Source organism: Pseudanabaena sp. PCC 6802 (assembly GCF_000332175.1).
Lineage (GTDB): Bacteria > Cyanobacteriota > Cyanobacteriia > Pseudanabaenales > Pseudanabaenaceae > PCC-6802.
Map to the genome: position 1 here is coordinate 347,560 of NZ_KB235914.1, position 16,325 is coordinate 363,884.

Sequence of the window (16,325 nt, forward strand, 5' to 3'; positions counted from 1 at the left end):
TCCACCCCTTCACCCCGTCAATAAAACCTGTTCTCAATTAAAAACCGCTATATAGCGGTTTTCAGATCGGCGGTGAGTAGGGGGTGTGGGGGCACAGTCCCCACGCAGGGGTGGAGCTTTACGATGCAAACGTAATATCTTCAAATAGTTCCTCGATCGCGAATTTCAGATTAATGCTCTCCAACTCGATGACATCACCGGGTTCGTATGCTGTTAATTCCCATTTGCCGCGATCGTTCGGTCGATAGATATCCACTGCGATCGCTTCAGAACTAACTAAAACGTACTCCTTTAAGCTAGCTGAACGGCGATACAGCGCAAATTTATTGCCTCGATCGTAAGCTTCTGTACTAGAAGATAAAACTTCCACAATCAAGCAGGGGTAACTGAGGAATTTAGTATTGCTGCGATCGCGATCGTCGCAAGTCACGCTCAGATCGGGATAGAGAAACAAATCCAGGTTAAACACTTCTACCTTAGCATCAGAATTAAATACTTGACATCTTTTGCCGCGCAAATAATTGCTAACCAGAGCGATAAAATTAACTGCGATTTTACTATGGTTGAGAGTGCCGCCAGTCATGGCGTAGACTTCACCATAAACGTACTCATAACGCAGTTCTTGTTTCTCTTCCCACTCCAAATATTCAGCGGGTGTAAATCTGTGCGAATAGTCAGAGGCAGCAACCATAAGCTATCTTTCATTACTTCCTAGAAAATATTTTAGCATTTGGAACTGTTCTCACCCTCCGGTGTCGGTTAACTTGATGACCAATTTCGATTAATCCGATTAGATTTGGGTGGCAGCATATTTGGGTTTACGTGTTACTATTTCTTGGGGCTATTCAGGATAAAGCGCATGCAAAAACTATCTCGATCGCATTTAACTCTAATAACCATGTTGTGCCTTTCCTTCGGCGCAGTTGCACCTGTTAGCCAGGTGCAAGCAAAGGATAAGTCGGAAGTTTCCCCCGATATTGTCGTACCCAGTGTGGAAGAGAGCGCGCCAGCCACCACTACGCCAAGCGCTCCTCAAGTATCCGAGCCTGCTCCTGCTGTGGATGCGATCGCTCCTCCAGAGCCGCAAGCACCAGCCCAGGTCGAAGTTCAGACTACTCAAGAAGTTAAGTCCAGCCCCGTACGCTCCGAACCCATCACAGTTGAGGTACAGTCTCGGACGAGTAAGCCAGACGTTGCTATATCTACGCCCAAATCCTCGCCAGAGCGCGTGGATATTATTATGGAAAGCCGTAATTCTGGTTGCCGATCTGTAGTTAGCAGTACCAGGAATTTGCAACCCGATCTGTGCGCGCCACAGATCGATCGCAGAGATTACCAAGCGATCGCCACTCACCCCAGTTTTGTCTACGAATCATCCTCGGGCTTTAGGACAGAGGTGCGGCAACTCACCCCCCGTGAAATTAAAGCCATGAGTCGGCCCAGTAATGGCGACAAGCGGATGCAGTTTCCGCTGGCGATTCCAGCTTTTATCAGCTCTTCGTTTGGGTTTCGCATCCACCCCATCACCGGACAAGGACGGTTTCACCAGGGTACAGATATCGCCGCTGCGGAAGGCACGCCCGTACTGGCTGCCTACAGCGGTAGGGTAGAAGTAGCAGGCTGGCTTGGCGGTTATGGCTATGTGGTAGCGATCGGTCACAGCGACACCCACGAAACCCGTTACGCTCATTTATCAGAAGTCCTGGTGAAGCCCGGTCAATACGTTAAACAGGGCACGGTAATCGGTTTAGTTGGCAGCACGGGGTTTTCCACTGGTCCCCACTTACACTTCGAGCTATGGGAAAGAAGAAAAGACGATTGGGTAGTCGTCGATCCTACCGACCAACTCGTTTTAGCTTTAGATGAACTGAATCGCTATCTTGCGCAGCTAGTTAAGTCAACCGCCAAGGGTTAATTTGACTTACTGCGGCCTTGCTGTATATTGATACAGGATTAGTGCCGCTGGAATAGCCGATCGAGTCAGGCATCTTGAGAATACCTATAGCAATTAGAAAATTCATTTTAAAGCCTTCTGGAACCACCTAGGAGGCTTTTGAGCTATAATGGTATAGTGTTTTGACGTTAGAGACTAAATAAACCTCAGAACGAATTTTTGGAGTTATTTCATCCATGCCAGAAACAATGACCGAGACCTACACCGCCGAGCAGATTCAGGTATTAGAGGGTATAGAGCACGTTCGCAAGCGCCCTGGTATGTACATCGGCTCTACAGGTCCCAAAGGCTTACACCATCTTGTCTTTGAAGTTGTCGATAACAGTGTTGACGAAGCTTTAGGGGGGCATTGCGATTTAATTACTGTCGATCTTTTAGAGGATGGCTCGGTAACAGTTAAGGATAACGGGCGGGGGATTCCTACTGATATTCACCCCAAAACTGGTAAGTCGGCTCTAGAAACTGTAATGACCGTATTGGGGGCGGGGGGCAAGTTCGGCGGCGAAAGCGGCTATAAGGTTTCGGGAGGCTTGCATGGCGTAGGGGTTTCTGTGGTTAATGCCCTATCAGAATGGGTGGAAGTTAAGGTCTGGCGGCAGAACAAGGTACACGAGCAGCGCTACGAACGGGGCGTACCCGTCGGCGACTTGAAAATTAGCAAAGCCGAGCCAGGCAGTCGGGGTACGCAAGTTACGTTTAAGCCAGATCCTCAGATTTTCCAAACCGATACCACTTTTGACTTTATGACGCTGGCCGGGCGCTTAAGGGAGTTAGCGTACTTAAATGCTGGGGTCAAAATTCAGTTTAGCGATCGCCGCAGTGAGGAACCAAGGATAGAAATCTATCACTACGATGGCGGCATCCGCGAGTACGTCACGTACATGACCCATGAAAAGGAACCGATTCACCCTGACATTATCTATGTCAAAGGGGAACGGGACAACGTGCAGGTAGAAGTAGCGCTGCAATGGTGTTCCGATGCTTTTAATGACAATATTCTGGGGTTTGCCAATAATATCCGCACGGTTGACGGCGGTACGCACCTGGAGGGCTTGAAAACGGTCCTGACGCGCACGCTCAACAGTACGGCGCGCAAGTTAAAGAAACTGAAAGAAAACGATTCCAACTTAGCGGGTGAAAACGTTCGCGAAGGTCTGACAGCCGTAATTTCTGTCAAAGTACCGGAGCCGGAGTTTGAAGGCCAAACTAAAACCAAGCTTGGGAATACGGAAGTACGCGGGATAGTAGATTCGTTTGTGGGCGAAGTTCTGAATGAATATCTCGAATTCCATCCCACTGTAGCAACTTCCATTCTCGACAAAGCAATCCAGGCTTTTAACGCCGCCGAAGCCGCTCGTCGCGCTCGCGAACTCGTCCGCCGCAAATCTGCATTGGAATCTTCCACCTTGCCCGGAAAGCTTGCTGACTGTAGCTCTCGCGACCCCCGCGAATCTGAAATCTTCATCGTTGAGGGCGATTCTGCAGGGGGTTCGGCAAAGCAAGGGCGCGATCGCCATTTCCAAGCGATTCTGCCTTTGCGCGGTAAAGTTCTCAATATTGAGAAAGCGGATGATAGCAAAATCTATAAGAATAACGAAATTCAAGCCCTGATTACGGGCTTGGGTATGGGCATTCGCGGCGAGGAGTTCAGTATCTCTCAACTGCGCTATCACAAAATTATTCTGCTGGCAGATGCGGACGTTGATGGGGCGCACATTCGCACGCTGCTGTTAACCTTCTTCTATCGCTATCAGCGCGAGCTTGTCGATCAAGGCTATATCTACATCGGTTGCCCTCCACTTTATAAAGTGGAACGCGGCAAGAACGCACAGTATTGCTACAGCGATCGCGACTTGCAAGCCCTGCTTGCCACTTTCCCCGCCAACGCCAACTACAATATCCAGCGCTTCAAAGGTTTGGGCGAAATGATGCCGCAGCAGCTTTGGGATACAACGATGAATCCCGCTACGCGCACCCTCAAGCAAATTACAATTGAAGATGCCGCCGAAGCCGATCGCATATTTACGATTTTGATGGGCGATCGCGTCGCACCGCGCCGCGAATTTATTGAAACCTACGGGCCTAAACTCAATCTCACAGATCTGGATATTTAGGAAAGGAACAATCTAGATTACGTCGATGCGATCGCATCGGAAATCTCTGGCCTGACTATTTTGCCCGCTCCTTAGTTTGCTAGGATAATGGTAGTAATATAGTGAAACTTAGAGATGTTGTTGAGCGTTTGGAGATCGATCCACGTAAACTCACAGACTATGCTTTGAATCCTGATAACCCGGTTGGGGCAGATAAAGCTTTGATGTTTCTTCGTCGTCTAGGATATACCAAGAGCAATTTTGAAATGCTCTTACAACAAATTCAATCTCAGGCTCTGAATGCTGAGGCAATTCTCACCCAAACGGATGCGCACGGACAGAGGTATCGGGTAGATCTGGAAATTACTGGTGTAGAAAACCAGCGAGAAGTTGTTCGCACAGGCTGGATTGTAGAACCTGATGCAGATTTTGCAAGATTGGTCACTTTGTTTGTAAAAAAGTAAATTATGGTAAAGCCCAAACTGTTTGATGTAATTGAGTTATTAAGAAATCTTCCTGAGACAAGCCTACAGGCAGGCTATCGGGGAGCGATCGTAGATATATATGCGGACGGACAGTATGAAGTAGAGTTCAGCAATGAAGCAGGTGAAACGCTAGCCCTTGTAACTTTATTTGCAGATCAGTTCATTGTAGTTTGGCGGTCAGCAACCAAAACTTGGGTGCCAATTGCAGAAAAAATCGAAGCTTTGGTGGCAGGTCTACCAGAAGATATTCGTGAAGAGGTTTTCGATTTTGCGCGGTTTATGTATAGTCGCAAATCAACTGTGCCCCATAGCTAGCAGAGATTTAGCGATCGCTTTGCTAGGATAATGGCAATAATAGCGATCGCAGTGCAAAGGAGGTGTAGCTCTATGACTCTGGCGACAAAGAAGAAATTAACGTTTGAGGAATATCTAGCCTATGACGACGGTACGGATACGCGGTACGAGCTGGTGAATGGGGAGTTAGTTGCCATGCCTGCGGAAAGCGACTTGAATCAGCGGATTGGTATGTTCCTACTCACCTGCTTTGCACAAATGGGTATACCCTTTTACTGTTTGCGCATGGGGTTAGAGATCGCGGTAATGGGAATGCGGACAATGGTGCGAATTCCCGATCTAGTAGTTTTGTCTGAAGACCTGGCAGAAGCTTTAAAAGGAGCATCCCGCGCGATCGTGTTGCCAGATATGCCACCGCCGCGTTTAGTAGTCGAAGTGGTATCGCCAGGCCAGGAAAGTATAGACCGCGATTATCGCTATAAACGTTCCGAGTATGCCGCAAGGGGAATTGATGAGTATTGGATCGTCGATCCGGGGCAACAAATAGTAACGGTGCTGACATTGGTAAGCGGACTGTACGAAGCGCAGGAATTTCGAGGGGGCGATCGCTTGTCTTCGCCAACGTTTCCAGAGTTAGCGCTGACTGCCGCACAAATTATAGAATCGGGTAGTTGAAATAGTGGTTCGATCGAGGCTGTATCGAGCATGACAAAGACGGGAGGTTTAGCTCTATGACTCTGGCGACAAAGAAGAAATTAACGTTTGAGGAATATCTAGCCTATGACGATGGTACGGATACGCGGTACGAGTTGGTGAATGGGGAGTTAGTTGCAATGCCACCGGAATCACGGCTGAATGCTCGGATTGCCATGTTTTTAATTTCTGTGTTCCTCAAATTCGTGCCATTTCGCCTGCTCTGCTGTAAAGATACGGAAATCGAAGTTAACGGTAGATTTGCCCAAACTCGTCTGCCCGATATCATGATTCTGTCGGAAGAATTGGATGAGGTTTTGGGAGATGCTCGCAGCACGATTACTCGCGATATGCCGCCGCCTCGCCTGGTTGTCGAAGTGGTATCGCCAGGACAGGAAAGCATAGATCGCGATTATCGCTATAAACGCTCTGAGTATGCCGCAAGGGGAATTGATGAGTATTGGATAGTCGATCCGGGGCAGCAAATGGTAACGGTGCTGACATTGGTAAGCGGACTATACGAAGCGCAGGAATTTCGAGGGGGCGATCGCTTGTCTTCGCCAACTTTTCCGGAGTTAGAGCTGACTGCCGCGCAAATTATAGGGGCGGGCGGTTGATGGGGTCTGATCGCCTGGATATGGCCGGATGGGGGTTGGGTTTGGCAAAAGTTGTGAAGTTAAAACTGTCCCAGAAACTTAACTTCGGGTTCGAGGAGCAGCGACCACTTCTCCTGGACGCGCTCCTGGATATAACCGATCAAGCGGGCAATATCGCTGGCGGTCGCGCCACCGCGATTGACGATGAAGTTAGCGTGGAGTTGCGCCACTTGCGCGTTACCAATCTGATATCCCTTCAGTCCCGTTTGTTCGATTAACCACGCCGCTGCCTTGGGATAAGGGTTGCGAAATACACTACCACAGCTAGGCAAATGATAGGGCTGAGTGGCATGTCTGGCTCTCAAATGCTCTTCCGTCGATGCCTTGATCTTTTCCGGATCGAAACCAGGTTTTAATTGCAAAGTTGCACCTGTAACAATGCTGCTGCCACCTTGCAAAACTGAGGTGCGGTAGCTGAATCCTAATGCGTCGGGTTTAAGGGCATAGGCTGCGCCATTGGCTGACATCATTTGTGCTTCTAGCAGCACATCCGCCGCACAGCCTCCCTGTGCGCCCGCATTCATCACAACCAGACCGCCAACCGTGCCAGGAATGCCCACTGCCCATTCAAATCCCGACCAGCCCCTGGCGGCTGCTAGCGTAGCCAGCCGCGCTACAGGTTCGCCAGCCGCAGCAGTAAGTCGCCCAGTGCGATCGTCAAACTCGATGCCGCGCAGATGGCGCAGGCAAATTACCAACCCTGACAACCCCCGATCGCCGATCAAGAGATTGCTACCCGCACCGAGAAATGTTAGCGGTAATTGCCGATCGCTACCCCACATCAAGCCGTCGCGCAGATCGTCAATGGAATGAGGATCGAGAAACCACTCTGCCTTACCGCCTACTTTAAACGAGGTCATATTCGCTAAGGAAACTGAGGCGCGAATCTTGGTGTCAGGGGTGGAATCGGCAATCATTTTCGTAAGGGGTTGGGTGATAGGGGTTGGGTGATATCGCAGGGGTTTAGCATTTGCCTGTTAATCTCTGCCTTAAGCGAAAATATTTGTTACAAATGCTAAACCCGTACAGGGGTTGGGTAATTCTAAGACTGTACGTAGCAGTTTGCCATTGCTTCAATTGTAGGTGCAATAATTCCGTTGAGGTTGCCAGCACCTAAAAATAGAGCTAGATCGCCAGATTTAAGCTGTTTAGTCAGAAAAGACTGTACTGCCACTAAGGTCGGACGATAATGTACGTTAGGGTGATGCTGGGCGATCGCCTCGGCCACTTGCTCGCCAGTAATGCCATCCTGATTTGGCTCGCCCGCAGCGTAGATATCTGTTACTACCACAGTATCCGCATCTGTAAATGCTGTAGCAAACTCAGATAGAAACCTGACGGTGCGACTGTAGCGGTGAGGTTGGAAGATAGCTACAACTTGCTTATGTTCCTGCTGTCTGGCAGAGACCAGCGTTGCTCTAATTTCGCTGGGGTGATGGGCGTAGTCATCCACAAAAATAATGCCATCATGCTTGCCTTTAACCTCAAAGCGACGACCAGCACCGACAAACTCTGGTAATGCAGCTTGAATTACAGGCCAATCTATACCGATGTGGCGGCATACAGCGATCGCGGCTAAGGCATTGGCAAGATTGTGAGAGCCTAGCAAACCCATCTCAATTTCGCCTGACGGCTTGCCTTTTTCTAGAATCATTGCCCTAGTTGCATCTGAATCGTACCTAACTTTAGTGGCACTATAGTCAGCGCTGGTGTCGTTCAAACTGTAAGTAATCTGAGGTTGCAGGTGCTGCTTGATATTAGCGCAGTCAGTACAGGCAACTACAACTTGGCAGCGATCGGTAAATATTTGAAATGTGGATATAACTTGTTCTAGGCTGTGGTAGTGATCGGGGTGATCTAACTCGATGTTAGTGACTACACCCAAGTAAGGAGAGAACTTAACCAGAGAACCATCTGACTCGTCGGCTTCCGCGACCAGGTATTCTCCTTGACCTAGTCTGGCGTTGCCCTGCCAGTCCTGCACTTCACCACCTATGACAATTGTGGGGTCAACGCCTGCCCGTAGTAGTAAGAAGGAAATCAAGCTACTTGTAGTAGTCTTGCCGTGAGTACCTGATACTGCAATGCTTTTAAACTGGTCGATCAGCGCCGCCAATACGTCAGAGCGGTGCAGAATTGGTAACCCCAATGCTTTAGCTGCCTGAAATTCGGGATTCTGCTGGCTAATCGCGGTCGAGCAAATAATCTGGGGGCGACTAATTGCATTGATATTGTCAGCGCAGTGTCCGCGATATACCTCCACGCCCATCTGCTTAAGTCGATCGGTAATCCGATTTTCGCTGAGATCCGATCCTGAAACCTGGTGCCCCTGTCTAACCAAAATATGGGCTAGGGCAGACATACCAATACCACCAATACCGATAAAGTGAAATGGCTTTCCGCTGAAGTTAACCAGATTCACAATTTTTCTCCTTGCTCACCACACCTATTCAATGTGCGACATCATACCAAATAATTCTGAAATAGAGCCACCAATCGCAGACATAAAGCTAAAATTTGCTGACTTTATATAGAGCTATAACCAATAGGCTATAGGACGGGGTGCAGGGGTTCCACCCCTGCGTGGGGGCACAGCCCTCACACCCCCTGCAATTACTAATCTGTCTGCGGCTATAGTTTCAACATTTTCGGTACGAGGCGCGATCGCTCCAACCATGACGGCTTCTAGCCCTTTCATGTCCAGAATGTAAAGTATGGTCTTTTTGCGATCGTGGCAAGCAAATTTCTCTTCTCCAGCTTGCGTATCGAAACTGTCAACAGTTTCGCGTGCCAATCCGCCCGTGCTACTTAATTCTCGATGGGGCAGATTGGGGATATCAAGGCGAAATTAAGTTGCTGGCGTGCTAAACCATAATGGTTTCCAGGCTCTTGAGGTTAGGAATGCAAAGGACATCTCTTTCCGGATCTCTTTTAATCAGATTTTTCTTCTCTAATTTGCCCAATACCCTGGTCACGGTTTCTCTGGCTAGACCGCTCAAGCTACTCAGCTCGCGATGCGGCAAGTTGGGGATTTCAATCCCTCCGCTAGCCCCTTTTGTACCTTGCCCCTCAGCCAGAAATATTAAAACATCGGCTACGCGAGACGTGCTGTCAGACTCGCGCAAGCGCAGGCGACGGTTGACCTGACGCAAGCGCTTTGCCATCAGGCGAGCTAAGTGAATGCCTGCTTTTGGCTCAGTTTCAACCAGGTGGACAAAATCTGCGGCAGGCAAACTGGCAATAGTAGTGGGTGTCAGCGTAATTACATCGGTCGATCGCGGCACCTGATCGAGGGGAGCCATCTCTCCAAACATTTCCCCTTGGCCGAGGATATTGAGCGTTACTTCCCTGCCGTCAAGGTTATAGGTGCGAATTTTCACCCAACCCTTCAGCACGAAGTAGACCGAACTACCCCAATCGTTTTCCAGCAAGATCACCTGGTGTACGGGATGTTCTCTGGTCACTACCTTAGCGATCGCTTGTTCGATCGCCTCTTTTGGTAAGCCAGCAAAAAATGGAGATGCTGAGATTATTTGCCGATAGTCAGATCGATCTTGCATGTTAGCCCTTAATAAGTTTATGAAGACTGGCAGCTATACTTTGAATGACTCCACCATGTCGATCGTCGTATGGTATAACCTCTGCTTCAATATCCATTACGTCATCTTCGGGTAAGTCCAGTAACCGCAATAGGCGCTGATAGGCCGCTGCTTCATCGAGATTGACTTTAGGCTCGCCCGGTTTGCGCCGACTGACTGTAATTACTTGAAATGCTAGCTTGAGCACCATCTTGCGATCTTCGTAGGTTTTAAAATTAGGAACTATTTCTTCGAGAGGAAGGTTTTGGCCTAGATATTCGCGCAAACTCTGCTTGAGCGAACGTTGCTCTGCCTCCGTTTTAGCAAACATGGTGGCAAATTTGTCCAAAATCAGGCGAACTTCATCTGGTTCTAACTGACCGTCAGACCATGCCATCGCAGTGGCGACACGCAATATATCCATCTGACGCGGATTGATCGGAGGTGGTACTTGTTGTGCTGGCATAACTGCGATCGTCTCCATAAAACTAGCCAATTATGAACAAATGATACGCCAACCACAGGGCGATCGTTTAGGAAAAGACAATTAGCTTAACTTTTTCGTCATAATCTCTGTCGATGGCAGTGCTACATTTTATGCAGTGCTACATTTTATAGCTATAGCCAATAAATTAGGCTTAGGACGGGGTGCAGGGGTGGAACCCCGGCGTGGGGCGCAGCCCCCACACTCCCTGTAATAACCTATCTGTCTATGGCTATAGGTAATTGGAGCGCTAAAGTTTAAACGCGGATTAGGAATTAAGTTTATGTTTGGTCTTGGATTACCCGAGGTAGTAGTAATCTCAGTTGTAGTAGTTGCACTGTTCGGGGCGAAAAAAATCCCGGAGCTAGGCAGCAGTCTCGGCAAAACCATTAAGGGATTTCGCGAAGAAATGAAGTCTGCCCCTGACAAGCCCGATTCCACTGACACGCCAAAACCAGGAGAATAACAACCGAATCTAAAGCCAAGAGCTAAAAGCTAATTGCCACACAACCAGATACAAAAATAGGGAACAACTCCTCTAGCTGCTCCCTAGTAACCCAATAAATTACAGATCCTTTAAAGTGTCTTAAACATGAGTACCCGTATATTAGCTCTACAGGACTGGCGCGCACAGTGTGAAAAAGTGTGAAAAAGTGAGGAGTTTATTCAGGTATTTTGGGGCAAGGCTGGTAATAACCTCGAAGTTCCTTTGCCGAGCCGCCCCGCGCAATTGGCACTACCCAAGTAATGCTTTCATTTCCCTGACGGCGCGATCGAGCCCCACGAGTGCCGCACGACTAATGATGCTGTGCCCGATGTTTAGTTCTTCCATGCCTGGGATTTGCGCTACAGCGCTAGTGTTCCAGTAGGTTAAACCGTGCCCCGCATTTAGGCGCAATCCAAGTGCGATCGCGACTTTACCCCCCTTAGTCAGAATTTCCAGTTCTTGATGCTGTTGCGCTTCATCGATCGCGTTGGCATAGTTACCCGTGTGCAACTCCACAAACTTAGCGCCAGATTTAGCCGATGCTTTTAGTTGATTGGCATCGGCATCAATAAATAGACTGACGGGAATGGCAGCACTTTGGAGCTGATGCACGATCTCTACAAGGCGATCGCCCATGCCAACTACATCCAGGCCACCCTCAGTGGTAATTTCCTCGCGTTTTTCGGGTACGAGCGTAACGTAGTCGGGCTTAATATCCAGAGCAATTTTTACCATATCAGGCGTGGCAGCCATCTCTAGATTCAGGTGCGTGCGCACCGTTTGACGCAGGATGCGGACATCGCGTTCTTGAATATGCCGCCGATCTTCGCGCAGGTGTACGGTAATGCCATCCGCCCCCGCTAGCTCGGCGATCGCCGCCGCCGCGACGGGATCTGGCTCCACACCGCGTCGAGCCTGGCGAATGGTGGCAATGTGGTCTATGTTTACACCAAGAGTAGGCAAGGTAACATCTATATACTCTACAAGCGCACCCACTATATCACAAACTCTGTCCGCGATTAGGGATACGCTTGCATCAGAATTTGACGGCTAATGTCTCAAATCCCTTAAATACCAGGCTTGTATGTTTTATTACTGCAGAAAGATCGCGATCGAAGTGGAGGTTGGGCATACGTCTGAACAGGGTAGAAAAACAAATCGATAGTTCCATACGAGCCAGGACTGCGCCCAAGCAGAAGTGAACCCCTTGACCAAAACCGATATGTTCGTTGGGCGATCGCGTAATATCAAAAATTTCGGGTGACTGGAATTTTGCGGGGTCGTGATTAGCCGCTCCCAGCCCAAGGGCTACGACGCTGCCAGCCGGAATTTTTTTCCCACCTACAGTCAGGGTTTCCTTGGCAATCCGAAATAAGAATGGCGCAGGCGTATCAAAGCGAATCATTTCTTCGATCGCAGAGTTAAGTAGTGCCGGATTGTCTTTCAGTTTTTGCAACTGTTCGGGATGGCTCAACAAGGCATTAACACCATTGGGAATCAGATCGGTGGTGGTTAAATGTCCGGCATTTAAAATCAAAATGCATAGAGAAGGGATTTGTTCGAGATTCATGCCATTTTCGGTATAGGCAGAAATCAGGAGACTGATCATATCGGTGCCGAGATTGTGCTGGCGTTCGGCAATAATCTCTTGCATCAATTCTGTAAATAAAACAGCGCTGCGATCTGCTTTGCGTGCCACTGCTCCAATATTGTCGGTGGCTGGCGCTCCCCAAAAAGTACCGATATCCACAGCCCATTCGATCAGATTCCCTCTATCTTTTTCCGGTACGCCAAAGATATCGGCAATAATCAAGGCTGGCAGAGGTACGGACAAGTCTGCTACGATATCCATTTGGTGTCGATCTTGAACTCGATCCAAAAGGCGATCGGTTGTATCCTGGATAATCGAACGCCAACTTTCTAAGGCGCGCGCCGTAAACCCCTGATTGGCAATTTTGCGCATCCGCGTATGTTCGGGTGGGTCTTTCTCGATCATGAAATTCCCAGTTAATTTCAGGAAATTCTGAATTATGCCCAGATCCAGCCCCCCCAACTGGCTGGCAAACAAAGAACTGCGATCGGCACTCAGGCGATCGTCCCGCAGCGCATCCTCAACATCACTGTACCGCGTCAGTACCCAGAAGCCATTAGCCTCGGAGTAATATACCGGATCGGTCTCGCGCATCTGCTTGTACAGGGGATAGGGATTTGCCAGGGATGCGGGAGCCAAAAGGTCGAAAGCAGTGGTTTGGTGTTCTGCCAACATAGTTGCGTTTCCTCGGTGTACTTTTACGTATTCACCCTATTTACGCCAACTAATTCAAATTGGATCTGCGATCGTCATTTAATTTAATCGGGACTGATGTCAAACGCCCTGAGATATGCTGCTTGCCATCAACCAGTCGGCAAAATAACTACAATCTCCTGGTTTCGATTCTTACGATAAATTCTAAAATCACTATCTAAAGTAAATAGATTGCTATTCGGATATAACTCTGTCATCCTTACCAAACAGGCATCAGCTAAAGCCATTGGTACAGAATGATATTGTTTCATTAGTTCCCTAACAGCTACAACCTCATCTTCCAGTCGAAAAGGAACTTGAATAATCCCATCACTAATCATAGAAGTAACTGTTTCCTGCCCAGCATAAGTATCTCTCAAAAGGAAACAAGTCTCTACAATCACCGCTTCACATGTTAACAATGGCAATTTCAGTTTTTTCCACTCTGCTACTGCCCAGTCATGAAAACTATCTTGTCGTTTCAGAAAAGCTACCAAAGGCCCCGTATCAATTAAAGTACATCGGCTCATTTCTTCCCTAGTTCTTCTAAGTATTTCTTGTTAGAAGAAAGATCGCTAGGACCACCATCTAAACACCCAGCATACTTTTCAATCAATGCTTGAGACATTGACAAGGAACTTTCCATTTGAGTAGTTACCTGATTTTGTTGTCGCTTAGCTTGCAAAAACTCCACAAAATCAAGAACCTCCTGCTGAGTTTCAACAGACAGGGTTCTAACCTGCTTCATAATTAACTGTTCAACATTAACAGCTTCTGGTAAGTTGCTCATAGCTCAATCCCCTCGTTCCTTGATACGATTTAGCAATTCATGTAGGTATATTACGAATTGTAATTGTTGCCATAGTATTTCTTTCCCTGAGGATAACCATTTTATACTCATGCTAGCAGATTGCGGTAACCTTGCTTGTTAGGATGCTTATGGTTTACGCTATGAGTCATTTCTGCTCAATCCACATCGATCGTGTTTAAATTTAAGTATGCTGAGTATGTAATCGCTTTGCCGAGAGTGCGATATGCCTGAACTCAGACAAAATGTTATTACAAAAGATTGGGCGATCTTCGCGACGGAAAGAGCGAAACGACCGCATGAGTTTATCCGACCCGATCGCCAGAACGATCGCCTGCCCGCCCATAAACCCGACTGTCCTTTTTGTCCCGGCAATGAGGATTTTCTGGGGGCGGAGCCATTCTGCATTCGCGATGGAGATCGCTGGCGCGTGCGCGTTGTGCCAAATAAATATCCGGCTCTGTCCGCCACGGGAGAACGCATTCGCAAGGTAGAGGGCATCCACAGAATTATCTCAGGGGTTGGTATTCATGAAGTGATTGTCGAGCATCCCCGCCACGATCTCACACCTGCTTTAATGTCAATTGAGGACGTGCGCAATATTCTGATTGCCTATCGGCAGCGTTATATCGATATCCGTAAAGATCCGCGCATTGAAGCGATCGTCATCTTTAAAAATCACGGGGAATCGGCTGGTACATCTATCGAACATCCCCACTCGCAGATTGCCGCAATTCCAGTTGTCCCCCATCAGTTCCGCGTACGCATTGATGAAGCAATTCGCTACTTTGACGATACGGGTGAATGCATATTCTGTCGCAATTTGCGCGATGAATTGGAATCTCAAGAGCGCATCGTGCTAGAGAGCGAGCATTTCGTCGCTTTTATTCCCTACGCGGCACTCTCCCCGTTTCACCTCTGGATTTATCCTCGCCGCCACGTTTCCTCTTTTGACCAGAGCACCGATGCCGAGCTAGCCGATCTCGCCTATACGCTCAAAACCGTATTAGCAAAACTCTATTATGGCTTAAACAATCCCGACTTCAACTATACAATTCGCTCCATTCCTACCGATGAAACCTATACTGATTATTTTCACTGGTACCTGGCGATCGTGCCGCGCGTATCCAAATCCGCCGGTTTTGAAATTGGCAGCGGCATGTATATCAATACCTCTATGCCGGAGGACAGCGCTCAATTCCTGCGCGATGTCGATATTCCCGTTCTGTAGGGGCGAACGGCCATTCGCCCCTACAGTCGGAATTTTTGCATTTGGGCGATCGCTGCTGCCAACGTACTATCCTTTTTCGCAAAGCAGAAGCGCAGCCCATTTACGTGCTGTCGCTTGGGATTGCTAAAGCAATTTCCCGGTACTGCTGCCACCTTTGCCTCCTGCGCGAGGCGAAATGCTGCTCGATCGGCATCTTCTGCAAGGGCCGAGCTATCAGTCCAGATGTAGTAAGCACCCCTCGGCAAAACAGGTGAGAGTCCCATTGCCTCCAGGGCTGAATAAAGCAAATCTCGCTTGCGCTTGTAGTCCGCTGCCATTTGAATGTAATAATCGCGACCAAAACTCAAGGCAACTAGAGCAGCTTGCTGTAGAGGGGCAGGCGCGCAAATCGTGAGAAAATCATGGATGCGCCGCATGGCTGCGGTCAGAGCCTCGGAGGCAACTGTATAACCCAGTCTCCACCCCGTGACGCAGAAAGTTTTAGAGAATCCATTCACGACGATCGTTCGTTCTGCCATCCCCGGCAAGCTAAACATACTGACGTGTTCGCCTTCGTACAGGATGTATTCGTAGATTTCATCCGTAATGACGTAAACTCCATAGCGATCGCAAAACGTTGCCAGCAATTCCAGTTCCGCGCGCGTCCATACTTTCCCAGTAGGATTTGCTGGTGTATTGACAATGACTGCCTTCAGCCCCTTTTGAAAGTACGGCTCTAACATCTCTGCCGTAATTTCCCACTGCGGCGGCTGTAACACCAACATCTCTGGGATGCCGCCCACTGTCGCCAAATTCGGGATGTAGTTCTCATAGAACGGCTCGAAAATCAGCACCCGATCGCCCGGATCGATAATACTCATCAAGGCAATATTCAAACCCTCAGTCGCACCGCAACAGACCGTCACCTGCGTGTCAGGATCGACCGCGATGCCATTATCCCGTTGTAGTTTGGCCGCGATCGCTACGCGCAGCGCCTCTAAACCCCAGGTGTCGGCATATTGATTGATGTCAGCGGCGATCGCGTCCTGGGCTGCTTGTTTCAGAGCTTCTGGTGCCGCAAAGTCTGGTAAACCCTGCGCCAGATTGATCGCGCCAAACTGAGCGCAGTAGCGAGATGCCTCCCGAATTTGCGATTCTTTGGTTTGAGTTGCTCTCTGCGAGAGGGATAAAGTTGTTGAAGAATTTATAGCGGTTGCGGACATAATCTTGCAGCGATCGTACCCGATCAACTTATCATTTTTTTTGACAACTCCTCTGTCTGAAGGCGAGGGGATTTTT

At 48.7% G+C, this 16,325-nt stretch carries 19 protein-coding genes; 8 read left to right on the forward strand and 11 right to left on the reverse strand.

What is annotated here, in order from left to right; all coding sequences use genetic code 11:
- Window positions 1-118: 118 nt before the first annotated feature.
- A complete protein-coding gene (locus PSE6802_RS0106930; RefSeq protein ID WP_019499326.1) occupies window positions 119-691 on the reverse strand; it encodes a Uma2 family endonuclease in 573 nt (190 codons plus the stop codon).
- Window positions 692-859: 168 nt separating this feature from the next.
- Here PSE6802_RS0106930 and PSE6802_RS30855 point away from each other — a divergent pair, with 168 nt between their 5' ends.
- The 6 genes from PSE6802_RS30855 to PSE6802_RS0106960 all read left to right on the forward strand — a co-directional run bounded on the left by PSE6802_RS30855 (window position 860) and on the right by PSE6802_RS0106960 (window position 6,136).
- Window positions 860-1,915, forward strand: coding sequence for a M23 family metallopeptidase (locus tag PSE6802_RS30855; protein ID WP_083901668.1), 1,056 nt, complete (start codon window positions 860-862; stop codon window positions 1,913-1,915).
- A gap of 227 nt (window positions 1,916-2,142) precedes the next feature.
- A complete protein-coding gene (gene gyrB / locus PSE6802_RS0106940) occupies window positions 2,143-4,068 on the forward strand; it encodes a DNA topoisomerase (ATP-hydrolyzing) subunit B (protein ID WP_026103123.1) in 1,926 nt (641 codons plus the stop codon).
- Window positions 4,069-4,169: 101 nt separating this feature from the next.
- Window positions 4,170-4,511, forward strand: a complete 342-nt coding sequence (locus tag PSE6802_RS0106945; RefSeq protein WP_019499329.1) for a DUF6883 domain-containing protein — start codon at window positions 4,170-4,172, stop codon at window positions 4,509-4,511.
- Window positions 4,512-4,514: 3 nt separating this feature from the next.
- Complete coding sequence (locus tag PSE6802_RS0106950; RefSeq protein ID WP_019499330.1) at window positions 4,515-4,847, forward strand: DUF4926 domain-containing protein; 333 nt, start codon at window positions 4,515-4,517, stop codon at window positions 4,845-4,847.
- Between the two features lie 72 nt (window positions 4,848-4,919).
- Window positions 4,920-5,501 carry a Uma2 family endonuclease gene (locus PSE6802_RS0106955; protein ID WP_019499331.1) on the forward strand — a complete coding sequence of 194 codons (582 nt, stop codon included), beginning with the start codon at window positions 4,920-4,922 and terminating at the stop codon, window positions 5,499-5,501.
- Between the two features lie 56 nt (window positions 5,502-5,557).
- Window positions 5,558-6,136 (forward strand): Uma2 family endonuclease, encoded by a 579-nt coding sequence (locus PSE6802_RS0106960; protein WP_019499332.1) that lies wholly within the window; start codon window positions 5,558-5,560, stop codon window positions 6,134-6,136.
- A 59-nt stretch (window positions 6,137-6,195) separates the two neighbouring features.
- On the opposite strand, the gene murB is transcribed toward PSE6802_RS0106960, so the two are convergent.
- The 5 genes from murB to PSE6802_RS0106985 form a co-directional block, all read right to left on the reverse strand.
- Entirely contained in the window at window positions 6,196-7,092 is an 897-nt protein-coding gene (gene murB / locus PSE6802_RS0106965; protein ID WP_026103124.1) for a UDP-N-acetylmuramate dehydrogenase, read from the reverse strand.
- A gap of 125 nt (window positions 7,093-7,217) precedes the next feature.
- Window positions 7,218-8,600: a UDP-N-acetylmuramate--L-alanine ligase gene (gene murC, locus PSE6802_RS0106970; RefSeq protein WP_036945582.1), complete on the reverse strand. Its 1,383-nt coding sequence runs from the start codon at window positions 8,598-8,600 to the stop codon at window positions 7,218-7,220.
- A 111-nt stretch (window positions 8,601-8,711) separates the two neighbouring features.
- A complete protein-coding gene (locus PSE6802_RS0106975; protein ID WP_019499335.1) occupies window positions 8,712-8,969 on the reverse strand; it encodes a hypothetical protein in 258 nt (85 codons plus the stop codon).
- A gap of 70 nt (window positions 8,970-9,039) precedes the next feature.
- The gene (locus PSE6802_RS0106980; protein ID WP_019499336.1) at window positions 9,040-9,735 is read right to left on the reverse strand and encodes a Crp/Fnr family transcriptional regulator; all 696 of its coding nucleotides are present in this window, start codon (window positions 9,733-9,735) and stop codon (window positions 9,040-9,042) included.
- A gap of 1 nt (window position 9,736) precedes the next feature.
- On the reverse strand, window positions 9,737-10,219 hold the full coding sequence (locus tag PSE6802_RS0106985; RefSeq protein WP_036945853.1) for a tellurite resistance TerB family protein: 483 nt from the start codon (window positions 10,217-10,219) through the stop codon (window positions 9,737-9,739).
- 301 nt (window positions 10,220-10,520) lie between these two features.
- On the opposite strand from PSE6802_RS0106985, the gene tatA reads away from it, so the two are divergent.
- Window positions 10,521-10,703, forward strand: coding sequence for a twin-arginine translocase TatA/TatE family subunit (gene tatA, locus PSE6802_RS0106990; RefSeq protein WP_019499338.1), 183 nt, complete (start codon window positions 10,521-10,523; stop codon window positions 10,701-10,703).
- A 270-nt stretch (window positions 10,704-10,973) separates the two neighbouring features.
- Here tatA and PSE6802_RS0106995 read toward each other — a convergent pair whose 3' ends face one another.
- The 4 genes from PSE6802_RS0106995 to PSE6802_RS0107010 form a co-directional block, all read right to left on the reverse strand.
- The gene (locus PSE6802_RS0106995) at window positions 10,974-11,687 is read right to left on the reverse strand and encodes a pyridoxine 5'-phosphate synthase (RefSeq protein ID WP_026103125.1); all 714 of its coding nucleotides are present in this window, start codon (window positions 11,685-11,687) and stop codon (window positions 10,974-10,976) included.
- Between the two features lie 73 nt (window positions 11,688-11,760).
- Window positions 11,761-12,990, reverse strand: a complete 1,230-nt coding sequence (locus PSE6802_RS0107000; protein ID WP_019499340.1) for a cytochrome P450 — start codon at window positions 12,988-12,990, stop codon at window positions 11,761-11,763.
- 128 nt (window positions 12,991-13,118) lie between these two features.
- Window positions 13,119-13,538 (reverse strand): type II toxin-antitoxin system VapC family toxin, encoded by a 420-nt coding sequence (locus PSE6802_RS0107005; RefSeq protein WP_019499341.1) that lies wholly within the window; start codon window positions 13,536-13,538, stop codon window positions 13,119-13,121.
- Window positions 13,535-13,798: a DUF2281 domain-containing protein gene (locus PSE6802_RS0107010; protein ID WP_019499342.1), complete on the reverse strand. Its 264-nt coding sequence runs from the start codon at window positions 13,796-13,798 to the stop codon at window positions 13,535-13,537. Before PSE6802_RS0107010 ends, PSE6802_RS0107005 begins: the two co-directional genes overlap by 4 nt.
- A gap of 244 nt (window positions 13,799-14,042) precedes the next feature.
- Between PSE6802_RS0107010 and galT the strand changes: the two genes are divergently transcribed.
- Window positions 14,043-15,047, forward strand: a complete 1,005-nt coding sequence (galT, locus tag PSE6802_RS0107015) for a galactose-1-phosphate uridylyltransferase (RefSeq protein WP_019499343.1) — start codon at window positions 14,043-14,045, stop codon at window positions 15,045-15,047.
- Window positions 15,048-15,067: 20 nt separating this feature from the next.
- On the opposite strand, the gene PSE6802_RS0107020 is transcribed toward galT, so the two are convergent.
- Window positions 15,068-16,249, reverse strand: coding sequence for a pyridoxal phosphate-dependent aminotransferase (locus PSE6802_RS0107020; RefSeq protein WP_019499344.1), 1,182 nt, complete (start codon window positions 16,247-16,249; stop codon window positions 15,068-15,070).
- Window positions 16,250-16,325 lie beyond the last annotated feature (76 nt).

Excerpts from the sequence above, each read along its gene's own strand:
- PSE6802_RS0106930 (WP_019499326.1), bottom strand. The coding sequence starts at position 691 with ATGGTTGCTGCCTCTGACTATTCGCACAGATTTACACCCGCTGAATAT.
- PSE6802_RS30855 (WP_083901668.1), top strand. The coding sequence starts at position 860 with ATGCAAAAACTATCTCGATCGCATTTAACTCTAATAACCATGTTGTGC.
- gyrB (WP_026103123.1), top strand. The coding sequence starts at position 2,143 with ATGACCGAGACCTACACCGCCGAGCAGATTCAGGTATTAGAGGGTATA.
- PSE6802_RS0106950 (WP_019499330.1), top strand. The coding sequence starts at position 4,515 with ATGGTAAAGCCCAAACTGTTTGATGTAATTGAGTTATTAAGAAATCTT.
- PSE6802_RS0106955 (WP_019499331.1), top strand. The coding sequence starts at position 4,920 with ATGACTCTGGCGACAAAGAAGAAATTAACGTTTGAGGAATATCTAGCC.
- PSE6802_RS0106960 (WP_019499332.1), top strand. The coding sequence starts at position 5,558 with ATGACTCTGGCGACAAAGAAGAAATTAACGTTTGAGGAATATCTAGCC.
- murB (WP_026103124.1), bottom strand. The coding sequence starts at position 7,092 with ATGATTGCCGATTCCACCCCTGACACCAAGATTCGCGCCTCAGTTTCC.
- PSE6802_RS0106980 (WP_019499336.1), bottom strand. The coding sequence starts at position 9,735 with ATGCAAGATCGATCTGACTATCGGCAAATAATCTCAGCATCTCCATTT.
- PSE6802_RS0106985 (WP_036945853.1), bottom strand. The coding sequence starts at position 10,219 with ATGCCAGCACAACAAGTACCACCTCCGATCAATCCGCGTCAGATGGAT.
- tatA (WP_019499338.1), top strand. The coding sequence starts at position 10,521 with ATGTTTGGTCTTGGATTACCCGAGGTAGTAGTAATCTCAGTTGTAGTA.
- PSE6802_RS0107000 (WP_019499340.1), bottom strand. The coding sequence starts at position 12,990 with ATGTTGGCAGAACACCAAACCACTGCTTTCGACCTTTTGGCTCCCGCA.
- PSE6802_RS0107005 (WP_019499341.1), bottom strand. The coding sequence starts at position 13,538 with ATGAGCCGATGTACTTTAATTGATACGGGGCCTTTGGTAGCTTTTCTG.
- PSE6802_RS0107010 (WP_019499342.1), bottom strand. The coding sequence starts at position 13,798 with ATGAGCAACTTACCAGAAGCTGTTAATGTTGAACAGTTAATTATGAAG.
- galT (WP_019499343.1), top strand. The coding sequence starts at position 14,043 with ATGCCTGAACTCAGACAAAATGTTATTACAAAAGATTGGGCGATCTTC.
- PSE6802_RS0107020 (WP_019499344.1), bottom strand. The coding sequence starts at position 16,249 with ATGTCCGCAACCGCTATAAATTCTTCAACAACTTTATCCCTCTCGCAG.